This window comes from Pseudonocardia sp. OZ21 (genome assembly GCF_059359135.1).
Window position 1 is genome coordinate 137,667 of sequence record NZ_JCADBN010000004.1, and the last position, 19,968, is coordinate 157,634.

Below are 19,968 nucleotides of genomic sequence, written 5' to 3' on the forward strand. Positions count from 1 at the left end.
ACTTGCTGTTACCCGTGGTAACTGTTACCACTGGTACGGTGCCGAACGACATCCCACCTGTCAAGCCGGGACCCCCGCCGGACCGGCAGAGTCGCCGCACCGAGCGACGCGCCGAGATGGTGCAGGCGGCCATCGACGCCGTCCGGACCCTCGGCCCCGGCGTCTCCGTCGCCGAGATCGCCGCGCAGGCCGGCATCACGAAGCCCGTGCTCTACCGGCACTTCACCGACCGCGCCGACCTGCAGCGCGCCGTCGGCCGGGAGGCGGCAGCACTCCTGATGGCCCGGATGGCGCCCGAACTGGACCCGGAGCGCGAACCGGTGGACCTGATCCGCGGGGTCGTCGACGCGTTCCTCGCCGGCATCGAGGACGAACCGGAGCTCTGGAGGTTCGTCGTGCACCACCCGATCGAGCGGGCGCCGGGCGCCGAGGTCGTCGACGACGCGCGCGAGCAGATCGCGCGGACGCTCGCCACCCTCATCGGGGAGCGCCAGCGCAGCCTCGGCCTCGACTCCGGAGGCGCGGAGGCGTGGGCGCAGGGACTCGTGGGGATGGTGCAGAGCGCGGGCGACTGGTGGCTGGAGCGGCGCACGATGAGCCGCAGCGCCCTCACCGACTACCTGACCACCCTCATCTGGGGCGGCATCGCCGGGGCGCTCGGCGCGGCACCGGCCGCACCGGCGTCGCTCCGGCTGGTGCCCCGCGAGCCCGGCGCAGGAGGACACCGTGGATGACGACGACGGCTACCGCGGGCCGGCGACGCTCACCGTCGACGGGCGTGAGGTGCCGGTGCTGGCGATCCTCGACGCCCGCCATGAACCGCAGGACGGCAGGCTCCACTGGTTCGGGCGCGTCACGCTCGACGGCGAGGCCGATCCCGGGTTGCACGCGGCGCTCACCGCGCCGGCGAGCCACATCGCGCTGAACGCGGGCGGCAGCACGGCCACGGCACGGGTCGGCGACGTCGACCCGTGGGGCCGCTACCGCGTGACGGGGGTGGGGACTCCACCGTTCCCACTCGACGGCTGACCGCACACACCAAGTGGCCACGGTGCACAGGTCAGGACGTGCGCACCGTGGCCAGGAGGTGTGTGCGGTCGGGCCGGAGGCTCGCTCAGCCGATCGCGAAGCCGACGCGCCCCGCGGTGGCGGGGGCGATCTCGACGTAGGCGATCTGCGACGCGCGGACGAGGTAGCGCCGCCCCTTGTCGTCGACGAGGCGCAGCAGCCCGTCGTCGCTCGTGAACGCCTCGTCGACCAGAGCCTGGACCTCGTCCGGCGTCTGGTCGCTGGACACCACGAGCTCCCGCGCGCTCTCCGCGATGCCGATCTTGACCTCCACCGGTTGACCTCCTGGTCACGTTTGTCGAACTGGCTCGGCCCAGGCTAGTGCAGGTGAAGGCCCCGGGCGGGGACGGGCGGTCCGCCCTGGGCGAACTAGGAGCGCCGCACTAGGTGAGCCCGAGCCTGGCCATCCGCTTGGCGTGGTTGGACTGCAGCCGCCTGAGCAGCGTGGCGAGCCCGGAGAGATCACCGGAGCCGGTGACGATGAACTCGGCCAGCTCGTCGCGTTCGGCCACGATGTGCTGTGCCTGGGTGACGGCCTCCCCGAGCAGCCTGCGACCCCACAGTGCGAGCCGGTCGTGCACTTGCCTGCTGCTCGCGCACGCCGCCCTGACCTCACGCTCGGCGAACGCGCTGTGCCCGGTGTCGGCGAGCACCTGCTGCACCAGCGCGCCCGTCGGGCCCGGGAGCCAGCCCCCGATCTCCCGGTAGAAGTCGGCTGCCAGCCCGTCGCCGAGATAGGCCTTGACCAGCGACTCCAGCCACGTCCGGGGCGCGGTGGACGCGTGGTAGGCGTCCCACTGCGCCACGAAAGGGCGCATGGCGTCCTCGACGGAGACGTCCAGGCCGCGCAGATGCTCCTCGAGCATCCGGAAGTGGCCGATCTCGGCGGCCGCCATGGCCGACAGGGCGGCCCGTCCACTGAGGGTCGGGGCGGTTCTCGCGTCCTCCGCCAGGCGGTCGAACGCGGACAGCTCGCCGTACGCCAGCACGCCGAGCAGGTCGATGGTCGCCCGCCCCGCTCCGGCGGGATCCGCCGCCCGCGCAGTCACCATGCGCCGAGCCTAGAGGTCATGTGCAGTCGGGGGGCGGTGCACGTCACCCTGCCGTCCGGCGCGCCGAGCTGACCCCGGAAGCGGGCACCGGGTAGGATAGGCCCAGCGCAGCGCCCGCACGGGTGCGCGCCTACCCGCGGCCACCGCCCCGGAGCTCCCGAACCGGGGGCCACAGGACCGGAGCCGCAACGACCTGGTGCGTGCAGCGCCTTGTCGGTTCTCCCATCAGGGCGCGCCGTGACCTTCACGGTACGGGCAGCCGGTGGTCGACGAGCCGGCCCCGGGCTCCTGTGCGCGGAGAGAGGCGATCATTCTGTCCGTTCAGAACGACACATTCAGCGAGTCCCCCGCGGACTCCCCCGATAACTCCACAGACGCTGCCGCCGACGAGATCGTCGAGGCGCACCCGCTGCAGGCCGGCGCCCCCGTTGCCCCGGACTCTCCCACCTTCGCCGAGCTCGGCGTGCGCCCGGAGATCGTTCGAGCGCTGGCCGAGGCCGGTATCGAGCGCACGTTCGCGATCCAGGAACTGACGCTTCCGCTCGCGCTCGCGGGCGACGACATCATCGGCCAGGCCCGCACCGGTATGGGTAAGACCCTCGGCTTCGGTGTCCCCCTGCTGCAGCGCGTCGTGCCGCCGTCCGAGCAGCCCGCTGCCAACGCCGAGGGGGAGGCCGCCGACCGCACGAAGGACGTGCCGCAGGCCCTCGTGGTGGTGCCCACCCGCGAGCTCTGCGTGCAGGTCGCGAAGGACATCGCCGACGCAGGCAAGCACCTCGGCGTCCGGGTCACCGCCATCTACGGTGGCCGCGCCTACGAGCCGCAGCTGGCCGCCCTCCGCAAGGGCGTCGACGTGGTGGTCGGCACGCCCGGCCGCCTGCTCGACCTCGCCGAGCAGCGCCACCTCGTGCTGGGCCGCGTCAAGGCCCTCGTGCTCGACGAGGCCGACGAGATGCTGGACCTGGGCTTCCTGCCCGACGTCGAGCGGATCATGCGGATGCTGCCGGAGAAGCGGCACACCATGCTGTTCTCGGCCACCATGCCCGGCCCGATCATCGCGCTGTCGCGCGCGTTCCTGAACCGGCCCACGCACATCCGTGCGGAGGAGGCCGACCAGGGTTCGATCCACGAGCGCACGCGGCAGCTGGTCTACCGCGCCCACGCCATGGACAAGGTCGAGCTGCTCACCCGCGTGCTCCAGGCCGACGGGCGCGGGCTCACGATGATCTTCGCCCGCACCAAGCGCACGGTGCAGCGCGTCGCCGACGACCTCGCGGAACGCGGCTTCGCGGCCGCGGCCGTGCACGGCGACCTGGGCCAGGGTGCCCGCGAGCAGGCGCTGCGCGCGTTCCGCTCCGGCAAGGTCGACGTGCTGGTGGCCACCGACGTCGCCGCCCGCGGCATCGACGTCACCGACGTCACGCACGTGGTCAACTACCAGTGCCCCGAGGACTCGAAGACCTACGTCCACCGGATCGGCCGCACCGGCCGGGCCGGCAAGGAGGGCGTGGCGGTCACCCTGGTCGACTGGGACGAGATCCCACGCTGGAAGCTCATCAGCGACGACCTGAGCCTCGGGATGCCCGAGCCCGTCGAGACGTACTCCACGTCCGACCACCTGTACTCCGACCTGGCCATCGCCACGTCGGCCACCGGACGCCTGCCGCGCTCCCAGCGCACCCGGGCCGGGCTGGACGCCGAGTACGTCGACACCGAGGGCGACCACGGCGGCCGCAAGCGGGGAGACAAGTCCGCCCGCGGTACCCGCGCCGCCGGCGCCCGCCCCGACTCCAAGGACGAGAGCCCGGAGCAGCCCCGGCCGCCGCGGAAGCCCCGTGTCCGTACCCGCAGCAGGTCGGGCGGGGCAGCAGGCGGCACCGTCTCGGGCGACGCCCCCGACCAGGCCACCGGCGGCGAGCCCGCCGTTGTCACCGCCGCGACCGCCACCACCGCGAGCGGTGGCACTGTCGACGCACCTGCCGATCAGGCGGCCACCGGCCCGGACAACGCAGCCGCTCCGCGCGGCGAGGGCGAACGCCCGCGCCGGCGCAGGCGCCGCGGCGGTTCGCGTCGTCGTGGTGGCGGCGAAGGCGGCGAGAGCAGCGACGGACCGGCAGCGGACGCTGCCGCCGCCAGCTGATCTGCCTCCGGTGCCTGTCGAGCCGAGCGAGCGGCTGCGGTCCCCGCAGCCCAAGCCGCGTCTGCGTCCGGAACGGCGTCGCCCCGGCGACGTCGTTGCGGCGGCCGTCCTGGCACTGGTGCTGATCGGGGGCGGGGTCGTCGTGTGGCGCACGAGCCCCGAGGCCGGCACCACCGACGACCCGGCCGCCACGCCGATCGTGCCGCCACCGCCGGCCGGTGGCGTGCCGACCGCCTTCAGTGAGGCGTGGCGGGCCCCCAGTGGTGCCACCGACCATCCGGTCGTCGCGGGGCCTGCCGTGGTCACCGCCGACGGTTCGCGCGTCGTGGGGCGCACCGCGGCCACCGGCGCCGAGAGCTGGAGCTACACGCGGGACCGGTCTCTCTGCACCGTCGACTTCGGGTTCCCCGACGGCGGCCCGGGGCGTCTCCTCGCGCTCTTCGCCGGCACCACCGGCTACTGCAGCGAGCTCACGGCGCTGCGCCCGGACACGGGTACCCGGCTGACCGCGAGCAACCCGGACGTACGTCCCGGCACCCGGCTGCTGGCCGACAACACCTACGTGCTCGCCACCGGCGCTGACTACCTGGAGGTCTGGCGCAGCGACCTCGTGCGGACCGCCGAGTACGGCGACGTCACCACACCCGTGCAGACCGGCCGCCAGCCGAGGCCCGACTGCACGTACGGCCCGGCGGCGGTCAACGCCGGCAGGGTCGGGGTCATCGAACGCTGTCCCGGCGAGCAGACCGACCGGCTCACGGTGCTCGCCGCCGACGGCGAGGACGGCGCCGACACCCCTGACGTGCAGTTCTCCGTCCCGCTTCCGGCAGCCGGGGCGACGCTCGTGGCCCTCACGGCCGATCGGGTGGCGGTCGCGCTGCAGAACCCGCCGCGGCTCCAGGTGCTCGACGCCACCGGTCAGCAGATCGGCCTGGTCTCCCTCGACGTGCCCGACGCCGACCTGGCGTCCGACTCCGCCGCCCCGGCCGCGACGACCGGGCCCACCCTCGGCAGCACCGACCGGAGCGGTGACCGGGACGACCGCGTCTACTGGTGGACCGGTTCCCGGACGATCGCCCTCGACGGCACCGATCTCACCCCGGAGTGGACGGCCGACGGGACCCTCGGGCCCGCCCAGCCGTACGGCGGCAGCCTCCTCGTCCCGGTTCCCGCCGGGCTGCAGGTGCTCGACCCTGCTCGGGGAACCGTGCTGCGCACGCTCCCCGTCACCCGTGCGGATCCCACGGCTCCGGTGCGACTCGCGGCTGCGGGCAACATGCTGCTCGAGCAACGCGGCACCGAGGTGGTCGCGCTGCGGCCGGGCGGCTGACCCCGATCGCCGGGAGCCGTCAGGCGAACCATTCGGTGGTGAGCAGCACCGCGGCGATCACGATCACGGCGACGGCCGCCACGGCCCCACCTGCTCCCCGGTTCCGGTCGGCGTAGCGCTGGGCCACCACCGCCGCCACAGCCGCGACGGCATGCCACACGAGGGTGTGGCCGCCCGGGCCGGACGTTCCGGTCCGGTCCGCTACGTACCAGGCGATGCCCAGCGCCACCAGCAGTGCCACCAGCCCGCCTGCGAGCAGGCCGGACAGCCCTCGCAGCACTCCCCCGGCTCCCCGGCGCCGGTCCTTCACGGCGCGAGCAGAGCCCATGGGTCCCGCTCCGGGGCAGCGACTCGTCCCTCCGGGCAGCTGCGGCGCATCTCACACGCCCCGCATCGCGCCGCCGGCCGGGCCGGGAAGAGCTCCTCGGCGTCGCCGCCTGCGGCGAGCTCGTCGGCCGCGCCGGCGAGTTCGGCCGCCGTCTCCTCGGCTTTCCGGACGTGCTCGCCCAGCGACGCCCGGTCGTGCTGCCAGGTCGCCACCTGCCCGCTCGGCAGGTGGTGCAGCTCCACCTGGGTGCAGGGCCGCCGCACGGTGTGCTCGGTGGCCACGGCGTACAGCGCGAGCGCCTGCGAGGACCTGGCGTCTTCGGCGGTGGGGACCCATCGACCCGTCTTGTAGTCGACGACCACCAGGTCCGCTCCCCGCCGGTCGATCCGGTCGACGCGGCCCTCGGCGACGATCCGGTCGGTCGCGACGGACACCCACTGCTCCAGCCCGACGGCGTCGACGTCCTGCCCGTCAGGCGCGTCGGCGCTCCACTCGGTATCGATGCTCGCTCCGCCTGCGCTCCACTCGGCCATGTAGTCCGCCACCCACCCGCGCGCCCGCTCGCGGTACTCCGCGGCCTGGGCGGCGTCCCGGAATCCCTCGCTCGTCCAGTGCCGGTCGACGAGAGCCGCTGCCGCCCGTGGCGTGCGCTCCGCCGGTGGCAGCTCGAACAGGGCACGCAGCGCGAGGTGTACGACGGCGCCGAGAGTGCTGTGCGCCCTGGCGCCGCTCCGCGGCGGGGACGGCCGGTCCAGGTAGGTCAGCCGGTACCGGCGGGGGCAGTCGGTCCAGGTGGACAGCCTCGACGGCGTCACCCGTACCAGCCGGGTGGTCGCGAAGTCGAGCCCGAGCTGCACACCGCCGTTCACGCGAGCACCGTAATGCCCAGCACCCGGGCCCGGTCAGCCGGTGAGCACCTCGGCGCCGGTGGCGGCGGCCACCAGCGTCCCGAGAGCGTCCTCGTTCGTCGTCTCGGCCGCGATCGGGGTGGTCTTGTTGGTGCCGTGGTAGTCGCTCGACCCCGTGGCCACGAGGCCGGCGTCCGCCGCGAGCCCGCGCAGGAGGTCGCGGTCCTCCGCGGAGTGATCGGGATGGTCCACCTCGACGCCGGTCAGCCCGGCCGCCGCCAGCTCGACGATCATCGACGGTTCCACCACCCGTCCCCGCTTGCGGGCGAGCGGGTGGGCGAACACGGTGACCCCACCCGCGGCCCGCACCATCTCGATCGCGGTGTGGATCGGGGTGTCGGCCTTGGGCACGTAGTACGGGCTGCCGTTGTAGAGCAACGTCGCGAACGCCTCGTTCACCGACTCCACCACACCGGCCAGCACGAGGGCCCGCGCCAGGTGCGGGCGCCCGGCGCTCGCACCGGGGGGAAGCAGGCCGAACACCGTCTCGACGTCGACGGGGTAACCGTCGGCGGCCATCTTCTCGACCATGCGCTGCAGGCGCTCCACGCGCTCGGCCCGCAAGCGGCTCTGCTCGGCGACGACCGCGGGGTGCTCGGCGTCGAAGAGATAGCCCAGCAGGTGCACCGCGACGTCCCGCTCGTTCCGGCCCGTGGGGCTGATGCACGACAGCTCAGCCCCGCGCACCAGCGACATCCCACCGGGTAGCGCCGCCGCGGCCTCGGCCCAGCCCGCGGTGGTGTCATGGTCGGTGATCGCCAGGACATCGACGCCCGCGGCAGCCGCGGCCGTGACGAGCCCGGCCGGGCTGTCCGTGCCGTCGGATGCCGTGGAGTGGGTGTGCAGGTCGATGCGAAGGCGGGCCACACCTGAGGTTAACTTGCGGGCTACCGCCGCCAGCGGCCTCGGGCGAGCATGCCCGTGGCCCTCGTCTTGCCCTTCTCGCCGAAGACCAGCTCGGAGAGCGCCTCGTAGATCTCCTCGGGGCGGGGCATGTAGTCGATGCGGTTGAGCGCCTGGATCTGGCCTGCGGACTCCACGATCAGGGTGCCGTAGCCCATGATCCGACCGCCGAGCGAGCGCTCGAACGTCAGGTCCGTGACCTTTCCGAGCGGCATCATGCCGACGCTGTGCACGATGATGCCCTGAGCGAGCATCACGCGCTTGTCGGTGATCACGATGCGCTCGATCCACCACAGGATGGTGAGCACCGTGAACCGCAGCACCGCCACGAGCGCCAGGTAGAACGTGAGGTTGTCGATGAGCACGCTGTCCGGCAGGTAGCGCTCGAGCAGCACCATGGCGAGCAGGAAGAGGGCGGTCAGTACGACGTGCTTCCACATGAACGCCCAGTGCTGCCGCACCCGGATGACCCGACGTTCGGTCGGGAGGAGGTACTCGTCGATCTCGCGGGGAGCCAGCACCGGCTACACGACGAGCTGGTTGAAGAACCGGATCACGGACTCCGCGCCGTTGCGCAGGGTGGTGCCGATGCTCTCGATGGATCCTGCCGCGCTGTCCGGCTGGGTGAAGATGTAGAAGACGACCAACGCGATCGCAAGGAACCCGACGATCTTCTTGAGGTTCACCACACCCACCGTTCTGGCGTAAGAGGACCGGTTGCAACTGATTTGTACCGCACCAGCGAGCACCAGGGTATCCGGCACGCGGGGCCGTATGGTCGACGAGCATGATCCAAAAAGGTGAACATGTCCCCTGTGTGGGGGCCTTGACATACGACACCTGGGGCAGGCTGCTGCTCATCCGCCGCGGCAACGAACCCGGGCGCGGGCTGTGGTCGCTCCCGGGGGGCCGGGTCGAGCCCGGTGAGGACGACGCTGCCGCCCTGGTACGGGAGATGGCGGAGGAGACCGGCCTGGTCGTCCGGCCCGGGCCGTTGGTCGGGCGCGTGCAACGCGGGCCCTACAGCATCGCCGACTACCGGTGCACGATCGTGGGTGGCGAGCTGCGGGCCGGTGACGATGCGCTCGACGCCCAGTGGTGTGACGCCGCCGCGCTGGCCGAGCTGCCACTCGTCGCCCAGCTCCTCGAGACCCTCACCGAGTGGGACGCGCTGCCACGCTGACCGGCGGGCGGTGGAACGTCACGACTGCGGCACCGGGCGGCCCGGCTGATCGCCGCCGCGTGCGTCCCCGTAGGACCGCTTCGGCACCATGACCTTCCGGCGGAACGTGCAGACGACCGTGCCGTCCTGCTTGTACCCACGGGTCTCGACGTGGACGACGCCCCGGTCGTCCTTCGACCTCGACTCGGTCTTGCCCAGCACCTCGGTCTCCCCGTAGATGGTGTCGCCGTGGAACGTCGGGCGCGTGTGCTTGAGCGACTCCACCTCGAGGTTGGCGATCGCCTTGCCGGAGACGTCGGGCACCGACATCCCCAGCAGCAACGAGTAGATGTAGTTGCCGACCACGACGTTCCGCTTGAACTCCGTGGTCTCCTCGGCGTAGTTCGCGTCGATGTGCAGCGGGTGGTGGTTCATGGTCAGCAGGCAGAAGAGGTGGTCGTCGTACTCGGTGACCGTCTTGCCCGGCCAGTGCTTGTAGACGGCTCCGACCTCGAACTCCTCGTAGTACCGACCGAACTGCAACGCTGCCGCCTCCATCGTCGATAGCCCAGGTGGTAGGCGTAATCTAGACGCAGGCCCCCGCGAACCCCCACCGATGGATTCCCGTCGGTGCGCGACTGGCCACGAGCAACGGATCGAGCAGTGGACGAGGAGGTGAGCGCGGTGCCCACGGCACCCGGTTGCAGTAGTCGCCGCGTTCTCGACATGGCGACCTGCTGACGGTCACCCCGGTCGGGACGCGAGCTCCATGTGTCCGCGCGACGAGCACGCCCGCGCGTCCCGAACTCTCCGGAGGTACCTCGTGCCGCCCCTGTCCTCACTCCGGCCCGCCATCCGTGCCGGTCGGCTCTCCGTGAAGGGCAGCGCTTCGCTGCTCCCCAAGCTGCGGGTCCCCATCTCCGCGTACGTGGTCGACTGTGCCGTGTACGTCGACGGCCGGCGCCTCCCCGGCCACTGGTCGCACGACCGTGCGCTCGCCGAGGTGCGCTCGCGGGACGACGCCTTCGTCTGGATCGGACTGCACGAGCCCGACGAGGAGCAGATCACCGGCATCGCCGACGTCTTCGGTCTGCACGAGCTCGCCGTCGAGGACGCCGTGCAGGCCCACCAGCGTCCGAAGCTGGAGCGCTACGACGACACGCTCTTCATGGTGCTCAAGACGGTCTGTTACACGGGGAAGCCGCAGGCATCGGCGGAGAACGAGATCGTCGAGACCGGCGAGGTCATGGTGTTCCTCGGGCCCGACTTCGTGATCACGGTGCGCCACGGCGAGCACTCCTCGCTGCGCGACGTGCGCAACCACCTGGAGGCCGACCCCGAGCAGCTCGCGCTGGGGCCGGCCGCGGTGCTGCACGCGATCGCCGACCACATCGTCGACACCTATCTCGGCGTCACCGAGGCGATCGAGACCGACATCGACGAGATGGAGACCGAGGTCTTCGCACCCCGGTCGGCGGTCGACTCCGAGCAGATCTACGTCATGAAGCGCGAGGTGCTCGAACTGCGCCGCGCCGTCGTGCCGCTGGGGGCTCCGGTGCGGAAGCTGACCGAGGGCTACAGCTCGCTCGTGCCGCACGACGTACGGTCCTACTTCCGCGACGTCGACGACCACCTCACGACCGTCACCGAACGGATCGCGGGCTTCAACGAGCTGCTCACCACGCTCGTCGACGCGGTGCTCGCCAAGATCACGATGCGGCAGAACAACGACATGCGCAAGATCTCCGCGTACGTCGCGATCGTCTCCGTGCCCACCATGATCGCGGGCATCTACGGCATGAACTTCGACAACATGCCCGAGCTGCACTGGCGCTACGGCTACGGGTTGGTGTGGGTGGCGATCATCGTGATCTGTGCGGGGTTGTTCCGGGTGTTCCGGCGCAACGAGTGGCTCTGACACCCACCCGACGGGCCGGGTAGTGGGGGCCGCACTCCACCCGACGGGGTCCGGCCATCAACGGGCGGGGTGCCGCCGGCCGTCCTAGCCTGGCCGTTGTGAACGAGCACCGCCCGGTCAACCCGCTGCGCCGGTTGCAGCGCCCGCGCTGGGCCGAGCAGCAACCCACGTGGGCCGACGCGAAGCCTGCCCTCATCGGGGCCGCGTTGCAGCGGGCGCGGGAGCGCTCGCCCGGGGGGTGGTTCGTGCTCGCCGGCAGCCGCGAGATCCGGCACGGCCGGGCGTTCGGTCGTGTCGTCGCCGGGCGGGAACTCGTGGCGTGGCGCGACAACGCCGGTGCGCTGCACGTCGGGCCCGGCGCCTGCCCCCATCTCGGCGCCGCGCTGTGCGATGCCCCCGTGCACGACGGGCGGCTCGTGTGCCGGTGGCACGGCCTGGCGCTCGAACCGGGCGGCCGTCCCGGCTGGCGCACCCTCCCCGCCCACGACGACGGCGTGCTCGCCTGGGTGCGGCTCGACGACACGGCGGCCGGCCCTCCCTCCGACGCCCCGGTGCTCGGCCCCCGCCCCGCGAACCAGGGTCTCGCCGCGGTGGCCACCGTGATCGGACGCTGCGAGCCGGAGGACGTCATCGCCAACCGGCTCGACCCGTGGCACGGCGCCTGGTTCCACCCGTACTCGTTCACGGCGCTGGAGGTGCTGAGCGCGCCACCGATCGATTGCGGCCCGGCGGAGGACCGCTTTCTCATCGAGGTGACGTTCACCGTGGGCACCCGCTTCGGAGTGCCGGTCCGGGCGGAGTTCAGCTGCCCCGACGCGCGGACGATCACCATGCAGATCGTCGACGGGGAGGGAGCGGGCAGCGTCGTCGAGACCCACGCCACGCCACTGCGACCGGGCCCGGACGGCGCGCCCCGCACCGCCGTCATCGAGGCCGTTGTGGCCCACTCCGACCGTCCGGGGTTCGGCCACACGCGCCGCGCCGCCGGTGCGCTGCGCCCGCTGATCGGGATGGCCGCGCGGCGGCTCTGGCGCGACGACATCGCCTACGCCGAGCGCCGCTACGAGCTACGCGCCCGTTCCTGACTCCCGCTCGCGCAGCTCCCGACGCAGGATCTTGCCTGCGCTCGACCTGGGGATCCGGTCGACGAACTCGACCTCCCGCACCTTCTTGAAGGGCGCCACCCGCTCCGCGACGAAGGCCATCACGTCCTCGGCGAGGTCCTCGGCTGCGCGGTGTGCGTAGCTCTGCCGCGGCACGACGAACGCCTTCGGCCACTCCTCGCCGTCCGGCCCGGGCGCACCGAGCACCGCGGCGTCCGCGACGCCCTCGTGAGTGAGCAGCACCCCCTCCAGCTCCGCGGGAGCGACCTGGTGGCCCTTGTACTTGATGAGCTCCTTGAGCCGGTCGACCACGCGGAAGACGCCGTCATCGGAAACCGTCACGATGTCGCCGGTGTGCAGGAACCCGTCCGCATCCAGGGTGGCCGCCGTGGCCTCGTCGTTGTTCAGGTAACCGCGCATGATGTTCGGTCCGCGGGACCACAGCTCACCCGGCTCCCCCGTCTCGACGTCCTTGCCCGTCTGCGGGTCGACCACCCGGGCCTCGATGTTCGGCATCAGCACGCCGAGGCTGCCGCGGTCGATGTCGGGCCGGTCGACGGGAATGGCGATGATGGAGGGACTGGACTCGGTGAGCCCGTAGCCCTGGAGGACGGTGACGTGCAGCCGGTCGGCGACCGCCATGGCGAGGTTGGTGTCGAGCGGCGCGGCCGCCGACGCCACGACGCCCAGGCTGCTCAGGTCGTAGGAGTCAACGAGCGAACTGTGCGCGAGTGCGAGCATGATCGGTGGGACCACGCTGAGGTGCTCGATGCGGTGCTCGGCGACCGCCTGCAGGAACGCCGTGAGCTCGAATCGCCGCATCGTGACGATGAGGCCTCGCTGGTGCAGGACCCTGTTCATGACGGCGGCCGCCCCGTAGATGTGAGACATCGGGATCACGGCGAGATGGCGCGTATAGGGCTTGCTCCAGCCGAACGGCATGGCCTGCAGCAGGTTCGCAACGAGGTTGCGGTGCGTGAGCTGCACGCCCTTCGACAGGCCTGTGGTGCCTGATGAGTAGGGCAGGGCCGCGACGTCGTCCGGCGAGACCGTGGGGTGGGCAGCGGCGCCGTGGTCCACCGTCTCCAGGAACTCACCCCATGGCGTCTCCCGCACCAGGCCGCCGGCACCGGCGCACTCACCCAGCACCACGATCTCGTCCACCGTCACACCGTCGTGCGTCACGGCCACCCGAACCCGATCCAGGCACTCCGGGGCGGTGAACAGAACCCGCGCCCCGGAGTCGCGCAGCTGGTGGGCGAGCTCGCCCGGCGTGTAGAGCGCGTTGACCGGCGACACCGTGGCGCCCGCCGTGAGTACCCCGTGGAACACCGCGGGATACTCGGGGATGTTCGGCGCGAAGATCGCCACGACGTCCCCGCGCGCCACCCCGCGCGCGCCCAGTCCGGTCGCCACAGCGGAGACGGCCGAGACGAGCTCCCCGTAGGTGTAGCCGGACCCACCGGCCGCGGCGGCGGTGGCAGGCGTGTCGGCGTCCCGCGGGTCGAGGCGACCGAGCAGGAATTCGTGGAGCCCGACCTCGGGGAAGTCGAGGTCGGGGTACGGGCTACGGATGATCACTTCTGCTTCCCCCTGAGGCATGACGAGGCGCGGCCGCCGACGTCCGTTCGGAGTCCGAGGCACTCTGAGCTTGAGAGTCCGATAGATGGACTGACCGGGTCAACGTGCCGCACACCACGCCATGGAATGTTCAGGGGCAGCCATGATGTTGCTCGATCTCCCTGCAGCGGGCGGTCTTCGGACCGGGACGTTCTCCGCTCGCCCGCCCGCCGGCAACGACAGCGGCCCCGAGCAGCACCGCGCCCGCCACTCCCACGGCGCCGAGCCGGTCCCCGAGCAGCAGGGCGGCGAGCACCGCGGCGGTGAGCGGCTCCAGCAGCGCCATCAGCACCCCGAGCGACGCGGGCGAGGTCCGCAGTCCGCGGAAGTAGCACGTGTAGGCCACCGCGGTCGGGACGGCTCCGAGAGCGACGAGCAGCCCGACCGAGCGGACGTCGGGCGCGAACCCCAGCCCGGACGTGGCGGCGGCCACCGGCACGAGCAGCGCTCCGCCGAGGGTGAACCCGGCTCCTGTGGTGGTCGCGTCGTCCAGACCCGGGACGGGACGCGCCGCCAGCAACGTCATCGCGGTGAACCCGGCCGCGGAGAGCAGCGCGAACACCGTGCCGGCGAGAACCGGGCCGGCGAGACCGGGCACCTCGGCAGGCGACCCGATGAGCAGCCCCAGCCCGAGCAGGGCGAGGGCGACGGCGCCGACCTGCCGTCGCCCCGCAGCCCGGGGACGCGCCAGCAGCACCAGTACCGGAGACGAACCGATCGCGACGAGCGTGGCGATGCTGACCGAGGTCAGGGACACGGCGGTGAAGTAGCAACCCTGGAAGAGGGCCGCGAGCACACCGACGGCCGCGATGCGCCGCCACGATGCGGAGCCGCGCGGCAGCCTGCGGCCGGAGACCCGCAGGTACCCGACGATGAGCAGCCCGCCGACGACGAGCCGGTAGGCCGCCACGGCGAGCGAGGAGAGACCGGTGGCGTCGGCGAGCATCCGGCCGAGCAACCCGCCGGTGCCCCAGAGGACTCCGGAGACGATGAGGAGGGACACCCCGGACATGGGGGTGGTACGGACGATGGGCATGTCTGTTCTGCGCTCCTGCGACGGAGGGAAATGGGTCGCGGAAGCGGGGCCGGTCCGAGCCGCCACCCGGCGGGTGGGACTACCGGTCGGTCGACCGAGTGGCGCGCTCCTGATCAGACAGGTGCGCGGGCGGCCCCGCTAGGAGCGGGGCGGCGGGGTGATGGGGAATGTGCGATGCACGAGCGGCAGCCTACCCGGTGCGGGCACGTCGGTTACGGCGTCAGGTGCCGGTGGGCGGCGGCGTCACGGCGATGCCCTCCGGCGGGGTGGGCAGGTCGATGCCCTCCGGCGGGGTCGCGGCGTCGGGATCGACGCCGGCGGGGTCGGCGTCGGCGAAACGGGCGGTGACGAGTTCCTCCGTCGCGGGCCGCCTGCCGAGGAAGGTGTGGACGATGTGCTGCTGCCAGCCCGGCACGGTCTGTACCCGCAGGTCCTCGAACCCGGCAGCAGCCATCCGCCGGGTGAGCTCCTCCACGCCGTCGAACCGCAGGACGCTGCGCCACAGGTACCGGTACAGGTCGGCGGAGCCCGTGCGGATCTTCCCCATCGGGATGATCACGCTCCAGCAGACCGTGGTCCACACCGCACGGCTGCGCAGCGAGTCACGCACCGAGTACTCGTGCAGCGCGATCGGCGCGCCGGGCCGCAACAGGCGGTGGAACTGACGCAGGGCGGCGTCCCGGTGCACGAGGTTGCGCACCAGGTAGGCGGCGAGGATGCCGTCGAAGGGCCCGGTGATCCCGGTCATCGCGAGGTTCTCGACGTTGCCGTGCACGAACTCGACGTTGGGCGGCCACGTCTTGGCCCGGGCCTGCGCCAGCATCTCGCCCGACGCGTCCACGCCGATGATCCGGGCCTCCGGCGCCGAGTCGAGGAGCGCGGCCGTGGACGCGCCGGTGCCACAGCCCAGGTCGAGCAGCCGCAGCCCGGCCCCCCGGTTCGGCAGACCCATCCGTCTCGTCGTCAGCCGCAGGTGCTCGTGGTATCCGGGGTTGGCCCCGACGAGCTTGTCGTAGGTGCGCGCGTGGGCGTCGAACGAGCGGGGTACTCCTCCGCGCTCGACGGGACCCGGCTTCGACGAGGGAGGCACGTCCTGCATCCTGGCGCATTCCGGCCGATCTCGTCTCCATGACACGTACTCTGACCCGGTGGCCCGGTCGGTCGAGGCCGGCCACGGCGTCGAGGCCAGGCAGGAGCGACCCCCACCCGAGGAGGCGTGATGCCAGCCACCGGCTTCCCCACCGCCGATGCCGAGAACGACTTCCTGCGGGTACGCCGTCGCCAGGTGCTCTCGCGGCTGGCCGCGTGGCTGCGGCGCGAGCCGGACGACGTCTCCGAGATCCTGCCCTTCGACGAGGTCGTCGCCGCGTTGGGGCGCACCGGGGAGCGCAGGCTCGGCCTCCGGATCGTCGCGCTGGAGTCGATCGTCGGCAGCGTCGACCGGACGCGCGACTTCGACCGCTGGTTCCGGCCGAGCTCGCAGCGCACCCGTGAGCGGTGGGAGCGGCTGGCGCGCGCGCAGCGGCGCGGCGAGCCGATCCCCCCGATCGACCTCTACAAGGTCGGCGAGCTCTACTTCGTGCGCGACGGCCACCACCGCGTCTCGGTGGCACACGCGCTCGGGCTGCGGTCGATCGACGCGTTCGTCACCGAGGTGACCACCAGGATCGACGCCACCGGGATCTCCCGGCGGGGCGACCTCATCACCAAGGACCTGCGCCGGGTGTTCCTCGACCGGGTCCCGCTGCCGGGCCCGGCGCTGTGCACCATCCTCGTCACCGACGCGTGGTCCTACGCGGAGCTCAGCGAGACCGTAGAGGCGTGGGGGTTCCGGCTGATGCAGCACGAGAACCGCTACCTCGACCGCGAGACGGTGGCCCGGCGCTGGTACTCCGAGGAGTACCGCCCGGTCGTGCGGATGCTCGACCAGGCCTCGCTCGTCGGTGACCGCACGGAGGCGGAGGCCTACCTGCACCTGGCGTGCCAGCGCTACCGACTGCTGCGCACGCACAGGTGGGACGACGAGGTGGTCGACCGGCTCCGGGCCGACTTCTGACCGGCCAGGTGGCAGCAGCCGGTCCAGTAGTGCAACGGCACTCGACGGTGGGGGGTCAGCTCCGTCCGAGGGGCGACGGACATCTGGTCGGTTTGCCGGCTCGGTTGACACGCCCTCAGGCGACCACCAGGTAGAGGCCGAAGCCGACGATCGCGGCCGTCGCGACCAGACACACGCAGGCCGTAGCCGTCCCGACAGGTGCGCTGAGCGCGCTGGCCTCCCCGCCATGACGTGCCGCCCCGGAGCGGGCGGAGAGCCCGACGAAGGCAAAGGCGACGAGCACGACAACGGCTACGGTCACCGCCAGCGAAACAGTCCCCACCAAGAGCAGTGCTCTCCAGTCGATGTCCATCTCCGCTCCCTCCCGGATCGACGTCAGACTCTGGCGCCCACGGGCGTTGCCGCAGGCGCGTTGTTGACGTTCTCGGCCGTGACGGGTTGGCGCCGCGACCGGGCGTAGATACCCGCGGCCAGGGCGGCGCCCACCACCGCGACGACCGCGATACCGATGGTGCCGATGCTGGCCGTATATGCGGCGACCGCTCCGGCCGCGGCGGCCGCCGGGAGCGTCACCAGCCAGGAGAGCGCCATCTGCCCGGCCACGCCCCAGCGGACCGACGCGAGGCGACGGCCCGCGCCGGCACCGAAGATCGACCCGGTCGCGACCTGGGTGGTGGACAACGCGAACCCCAGGTGCGATGAGGCGAGGATGACCGTGGCGCTGCTGACCTCCGCGGCGAAACCTTGAGTGGTCTGGATCTCGGCCACCCGCTTGCCGAGGGTTCGGATGATCCGCCAACCCCCGATATATGTTCCGAGCGCGATCGAGAGGCCGGCGGTCAAGATCACCCAGAGCGGCGGCCCGGCGTCGGCAGGCAGGGTGCCCGCGGTGATGAGGGCGAGGGTGATCACCCCCATCGTCTTCTGCGCGTCGTTCGTGCCGTGGGCCAGCGCCACCATCGACGCCGAGACGATCTGGCCGATCCTGAATCCGCTGCTGACGAGGCCTCGAGCCGCGCGGGCGGTGATGCGATAAGCGAGAAAGGTGGCTGTCAGCGCGACCACCCCGGCGATGATCGGGGACAGCACGGCGGGCAGTAAGACCTTGCTGAACAGCTGCCCGAACTGGATCGCGTCGGCTCCAGCAGCCGCCCACGTGGCGCCGATCAACCCACCGAAGATCGCGTGCGACGAGCTGGACGGCATGCCGAACAGCCACGTCACCAGGTTCCAGAGGATCGCGCCGACGAGCCCGGCGAAGATCACCACGGGGGTGATGCGAGTTTCATCGACAAGGCCACTGGATATCGTCTTGGCGACCTGGACAGAAACAAAGACACCGGCGAGGTTCATCACCCCGGCGATCAGGACCGCCAGCTTGGGGCGCAATGCGCCCGTGGCGATCGACGTCGCCATGGCATTGGCCGTGTCGTGAAAGCCGTTCGTGAAGTCGAACACGAGCGCGGCGACCACTACCACGACGACGATCGAGAGGTCCATACAGTCAGTTCCTCCAGCTCTAGGGCACAACGCTGCGAGCCGTCGTCGAACAGCCATGAACGCCGCTCGCGCCCGGGATTGCCCCGGCCCGTCCCGAGGCAGCGTGGCCAGGAACCGGACGACCAGGGGTGCCCGTGACGCCCGAGCCGACTGCGTCGATCTCCCCGTCGTCGCTTACGTGTGCCGCCGGGTCCACGGGACGCCGCGGTCACCCATCAGCGAGGTCACCTGGTGCGTCGTGGCGCGGCGTCGGCCTTCGTGATCTCTGGAGGTGCGGCGACATCCATGGCAAAGACAATTGCCTCTCGATGGGTTCACGTCGCCAGGGCCAACGCCCATCTGTGCCCCCCGTCAGCTGGAACAGCTGACTACCTGCCAGCCGTCAACGCGCCGAGCGGCCTGACGGCGACGGATGACCAGGTGGCGGTCGGGGGGCTCGTGTCGCGGCTGCGCACGCGGTGGGCGGTGCAGTGACTCCCACCCCGTTCACGTCGTTCCACTCCGCCCCTGAGCGGTCCGAAACACGGAGATCGCAGCACCCCCGTGGGGTGCCGCGATCTCCGCTCCCAGCCTGCGCCGGCAGCCACCGACACCGGGGGCGCGGCGGTGCGGTGAGGACCGGGCTAGACGCTGTCGGTGGTGACGGGCTGTCCGACCCCGGCGCCCGCGGTCAGGTTCTTCCCGCTCGACGGGTCGAACACCTGGATCTTGCTCGTGTCCACCCACACCTCGGCCCGCACGCCCTCGCGGACACCGGAGGTGGCCGACAGGCGGGTGACCAGCGTGCCGCTGTCGCCACCGGGCACGTCGGCGGTGCCGGCATCGGCCGCGAGGTCGGCGAGGTCGGCGGACATCGCCTGCTCGCCCTCCATGCTGAAGTAGGCGAACTTGTCGGACCCCATCGACTCCAGTACGTCGACCTGCGCGGTGAACACCGACCCGCGGGCCCGCTGGTGGTCCTCCACCAGCGACGCGTCCTCGAAGTGCTCCGGCCGGATGCCGACGATCACGTCGCGCTGCGCGTCGGCCCCTTCGAGCATGCTGCGCACCTCGTCGGTGAGCGCGAGATCGCCGAGGGGGGTGCGGAACGTGCCGTCCTCGAGCCGCGCCGGCAGGAAGTTCATGGCGGGCGAACCGATGAACCCGGCGACGAAGAGGTTGGCCGGCGTGTCGTAGAGCGTCTGCGGCGAGCCGATCTGCTGCACGTGCCCGCCCCGCATGACCACGATGCGGTCGCCGAGCGTCATGGCCTCCGTCTGGTCGTGCGTGACGTAGACGGTGGTGGTCTCCAGCCGCTGCTGGAGCTTCGAGACCATCGTGCGCATCTGCACGCGCAGCTTGGCGTCGAGGTTGGACAGCGGCTCGTCCATGAGGAACGCCTTCGGGCTGCGCACGATCGCGCGGCCCATCGCCACCCGCTGGCGCTGCCCACCAGACATGTTGGCGGGCTTGCGGTCGAGGTGCTGGGTGAGATCGAGGATGGCCGCTGCCTCCTCGACCTTGCGGTTGATCTCGGCCTTGTCCACCTTGGCGATCTTGAGCGGGAAGCCCATGTTCTCGCGCACGGTCATGTGCGGGTAGAGCGCGTAGGACTGGAACACCATCGCGATGTCGCGGTCCTTGGGCGCCCGCTCGTTCATCCGCTCGCCGCCGATCCGCAGCTCGCCCTCGCTGATGTCCTCCAACCCGGCGATCATGTTGAGCGCCGTGGACTTCCCGCAGCCCGACGGCCCCACCAGGATGATGAACTCGCCGTCGGCGATCTCGATGTTGATGTCGTCGGCCGCGACGGTGCCGTCGGGGTAGCGCTTGGTGATGTGGTCCAGAACGATGTCAGCCACGTG

The 19,968-nt window shown here is 71.7% G+C and carries 22 protein-coding genes; 8 read left to right on the forward strand and 14 right to left on the reverse strand.

Going from position 1 to position 19,968, the window contains the following annotated elements; translation table 11 throughout:
* The first annotated feature begins 38 nt into the window (after window positions 1-38).
* Both AC5L35_RS10490 and AC5L35_RS10495 read left to right on the forward strand, forming a co-directional pair.
* Window positions 39-734 carry a TetR/AcrR family transcriptional regulator gene (locus tag AC5L35_RS10490; RefSeq protein ID WP_495059393.1) on the forward strand — a complete coding sequence of 232 codons (696 nt, stop codon included), beginning with the start codon at window positions 39-41 and terminating at the stop codon, window positions 732-734.
* Complete coding sequence (locus AC5L35_RS10495; RefSeq protein WP_495059394.1) at window positions 727-1,029, forward strand: DUF4873 domain-containing protein; 303 nt, start codon at window positions 727-729, stop codon at window positions 1,027-1,029. The genes AC5L35_RS10490 and AC5L35_RS10495 overlap by 8 nt, the downstream gene beginning before the upstream one ends.
* Window positions 1,030-1,114: 85 nt before the next feature.
* Here AC5L35_RS10495 and AC5L35_RS10500 read toward each other — a convergent pair whose 3' ends face one another.
* Together AC5L35_RS10500 and AC5L35_RS10505 are read right to left on the reverse strand one after the other, a co-directional pair.
* Entirely contained in the window at window positions 1,115-1,342 is a 228-nt protein-coding gene (locus AC5L35_RS10500) for a DUF3107 domain-containing protein (RefSeq protein WP_169397451.1), read from the reverse strand.
* 109 nt (window positions 1,343-1,451) lie between these two features.
* Complete coding sequence (locus AC5L35_RS10505; RefSeq protein ID WP_495059395.1) at window positions 1,452-2,120, reverse strand: ferritin-like fold-containing protein; 669 nt, start codon at window positions 2,118-2,120, stop codon at window positions 1,452-1,454.
* Between the two features lie 262 nt (window positions 2,121-2,382).
* Between AC5L35_RS10505 and AC5L35_RS10510 the strand changes: the two genes are divergently transcribed.
* Complete coding sequence (locus AC5L35_RS10510) at window positions 2,383-4,260, forward strand: DEAD/DEAH box helicase (protein WP_495059396.1); 1,878 nt, start codon at window positions 2,383-2,385, stop codon at window positions 4,258-4,260.
* Window positions 4,261-4,270: 10 nt separating this feature from the next.
* The gene (locus tag AC5L35_RS10515; protein ID WP_495059397.1) at window positions 4,271-5,590 is read left to right on the forward strand and encodes an Rv3212 family protein; all 1,320 of its coding nucleotides are present in this window, start codon (window positions 4,271-4,273) and stop codon (window positions 5,588-5,590) included.
* Window positions 5,591-5,609: 19 nt separating this feature from the next.
* Here AC5L35_RS10515 and AC5L35_RS10520 read toward each other — a convergent pair whose 3' ends face one another.
* Genes AC5L35_RS10520 through AC5L35_RS10540 form a run of 5 tightly spaced genes read right to left on the reverse strand, consistent with a single transcriptional unit; the run spans window position 5,610 to window position 8,424 of the window.
* Window positions 5,610-5,918, reverse strand: coding sequence for a hypothetical protein (locus AC5L35_RS10520; RefSeq protein WP_495059398.1), 309 nt, complete (start codon window positions 5,916-5,918; stop codon window positions 5,610-5,612).
* Entirely contained in the window at window positions 5,897-6,787 is an 891-nt protein-coding gene (locus AC5L35_RS10525; RefSeq protein ID WP_495059399.1) for a RecB family exonuclease, read from the reverse strand. Before AC5L35_RS10525 ends, AC5L35_RS10520 begins: the two co-directional genes overlap by 22 nt.
* A gap of 33 nt (window positions 6,788-6,820) precedes the next feature.
* Window positions 6,821-7,693: a PHP domain-containing protein gene (locus AC5L35_RS10530; RefSeq protein WP_495059400.1), complete on the reverse strand. Its 873-nt coding sequence runs from the start codon at window positions 7,691-7,693 to the stop codon at window positions 6,821-6,823.
* A 20-nt stretch (window positions 7,694-7,713) separates the two neighbouring features.
* Window positions 7,714-8,250, reverse strand: a complete 537-nt coding sequence (locus AC5L35_RS10535) for a PH domain-containing protein (RefSeq protein WP_169397444.1) — start codon at window positions 8,248-8,250, stop codon at window positions 7,714-7,716.
* A gap of 3 nt (window positions 8,251-8,253) precedes the next feature.
* Complete coding sequence (locus AC5L35_RS10540; RefSeq protein ID WP_433278732.1) at window positions 8,254-8,424, reverse strand: hypothetical protein; 171 nt, start codon at window positions 8,422-8,424, stop codon at window positions 8,254-8,256.
* Window positions 8,425-8,516: 92 nt separating this feature from the next.
* Between AC5L35_RS10540 and AC5L35_RS10545 the strand changes: the two genes are divergently transcribed.
* Window positions 8,517-8,912 carry an NUDIX hydrolase gene (locus AC5L35_RS10545; protein WP_495059401.1) on the forward strand — a complete coding sequence of 132 codons (396 nt, stop codon included), beginning with the start codon at window positions 8,517-8,519 and terminating at the stop codon, window positions 8,910-8,912.
* Window positions 8,913-8,930: 18 nt separating this feature from the next.
* On the opposite strand, the gene AC5L35_RS10550 is transcribed toward AC5L35_RS10545, so the two are convergent.
* The gene (locus AC5L35_RS10550; RefSeq protein ID WP_495059822.1) at window positions 8,931-9,434 is read right to left on the reverse strand and encodes a MaoC family dehydratase; all 504 of its coding nucleotides are present in this window, start codon (window positions 9,432-9,434) and stop codon (window positions 8,931-8,933) included.
* 280 nt (window positions 9,435-9,714) lie between these two features.
* Between AC5L35_RS10550 and corA the strand changes: the two genes are divergently transcribed.
* A complete protein-coding gene (gene corA, locus AC5L35_RS10555) occupies window positions 9,715-10,809 on the forward strand; it encodes a magnesium/cobalt transporter CorA (protein ID WP_495059402.1) in 1,095 nt (364 codons plus the stop codon).
* A 98-nt stretch (window positions 10,810-10,907) separates the two neighbouring features.
* Entirely contained in the window at window positions 10,908-11,894 is a 987-nt protein-coding gene (locus AC5L35_RS10560; RefSeq protein WP_495059403.1) for a DUF5914 domain-containing protein, read from the forward strand.
* Here AC5L35_RS10560 and AC5L35_RS10565 read toward each other — a convergent pair.
* The 3 genes from AC5L35_RS10565 to AC5L35_RS10575 all read right to left on the reverse strand — a co-directional run bounded on the left by AC5L35_RS10565 (window position 11,877) and on the right by AC5L35_RS10575 (window position 15,658).
* Window positions 11,877-13,493, reverse strand: a complete 1,617-nt coding sequence (locus AC5L35_RS10565) for an AMP-binding protein (protein ID WP_495059404.1) — start codon at window positions 13,491-13,493, stop codon at window positions 11,877-11,879. The two genes, AC5L35_RS10560 and AC5L35_RS10565, sit on opposite strands and share 18 nt — an antisense overlap.
* Before the next feature lie 130 nt (window positions 13,494-13,623).
* Window positions 13,624-14,568 (reverse strand): DMT family transporter, encoded by a 945-nt coding sequence (locus AC5L35_RS10570; protein WP_495059405.1) that lies wholly within the window; start codon window positions 14,566-14,568, stop codon window positions 13,624-13,626.
* Window positions 14,569-14,788: 220 nt separating this feature from the next.
* Window positions 14,789-15,658: a class I SAM-dependent methyltransferase gene (locus AC5L35_RS10575; RefSeq protein WP_495059406.1), complete on the reverse strand. Its 870-nt coding sequence runs from the start codon at window positions 15,656-15,658 to the stop codon at window positions 14,789-14,791.
* Window positions 15,659-15,787: 129 nt separating this feature from the next.
* Here AC5L35_RS10575 and AC5L35_RS10580 point away from each other — a divergent pair, with 129 nt between their 5' ends.
* On the forward strand, window positions 15,788-16,624 hold the full coding sequence (locus AC5L35_RS10580; RefSeq protein ID WP_495059407.1) for a chromosome partitioning protein ParB: 837 nt from the start codon (window positions 15,788-15,790) through the stop codon (window positions 16,622-16,624).
* A gap of 115 nt (window positions 16,625-16,739) precedes the next feature.
* On the opposite strand, the gene AC5L35_RS10585 is transcribed toward AC5L35_RS10580, so the two are convergent.
* From AC5L35_RS10585 to AC5L35_RS10595, 3 genes are all read right to left on the reverse strand, one after another.
* Complete coding sequence (locus AC5L35_RS10585; RefSeq protein WP_495059408.1) at window positions 16,740-16,976, reverse strand: hypothetical protein; 237 nt, start codon at window positions 16,974-16,976, stop codon at window positions 16,740-16,742.
* A gap of 23 nt (window positions 16,977-16,999) precedes the next feature.
* Window positions 17,000-18,124 carry an inorganic phosphate transporter gene (locus AC5L35_RS10590; protein WP_495059823.1) on the reverse strand — a complete coding sequence of 375 codons (1,125 nt, stop codon included), beginning with the start codon at window positions 18,122-18,124 and terminating at the stop codon, window positions 17,000-17,002.
* Between the two features lie 623 nt (window positions 18,125-18,747).
* Window positions 18,748-19,965: an ABC transporter ATP-binding protein gene (locus AC5L35_RS10595; protein WP_495059409.1), complete on the reverse strand. Its 1,218-nt coding sequence runs from the start codon at window positions 19,963-19,965 to the stop codon at window positions 18,748-18,750.
* Window positions 19,966-19,968: the final 3 nt, after the last annotated feature.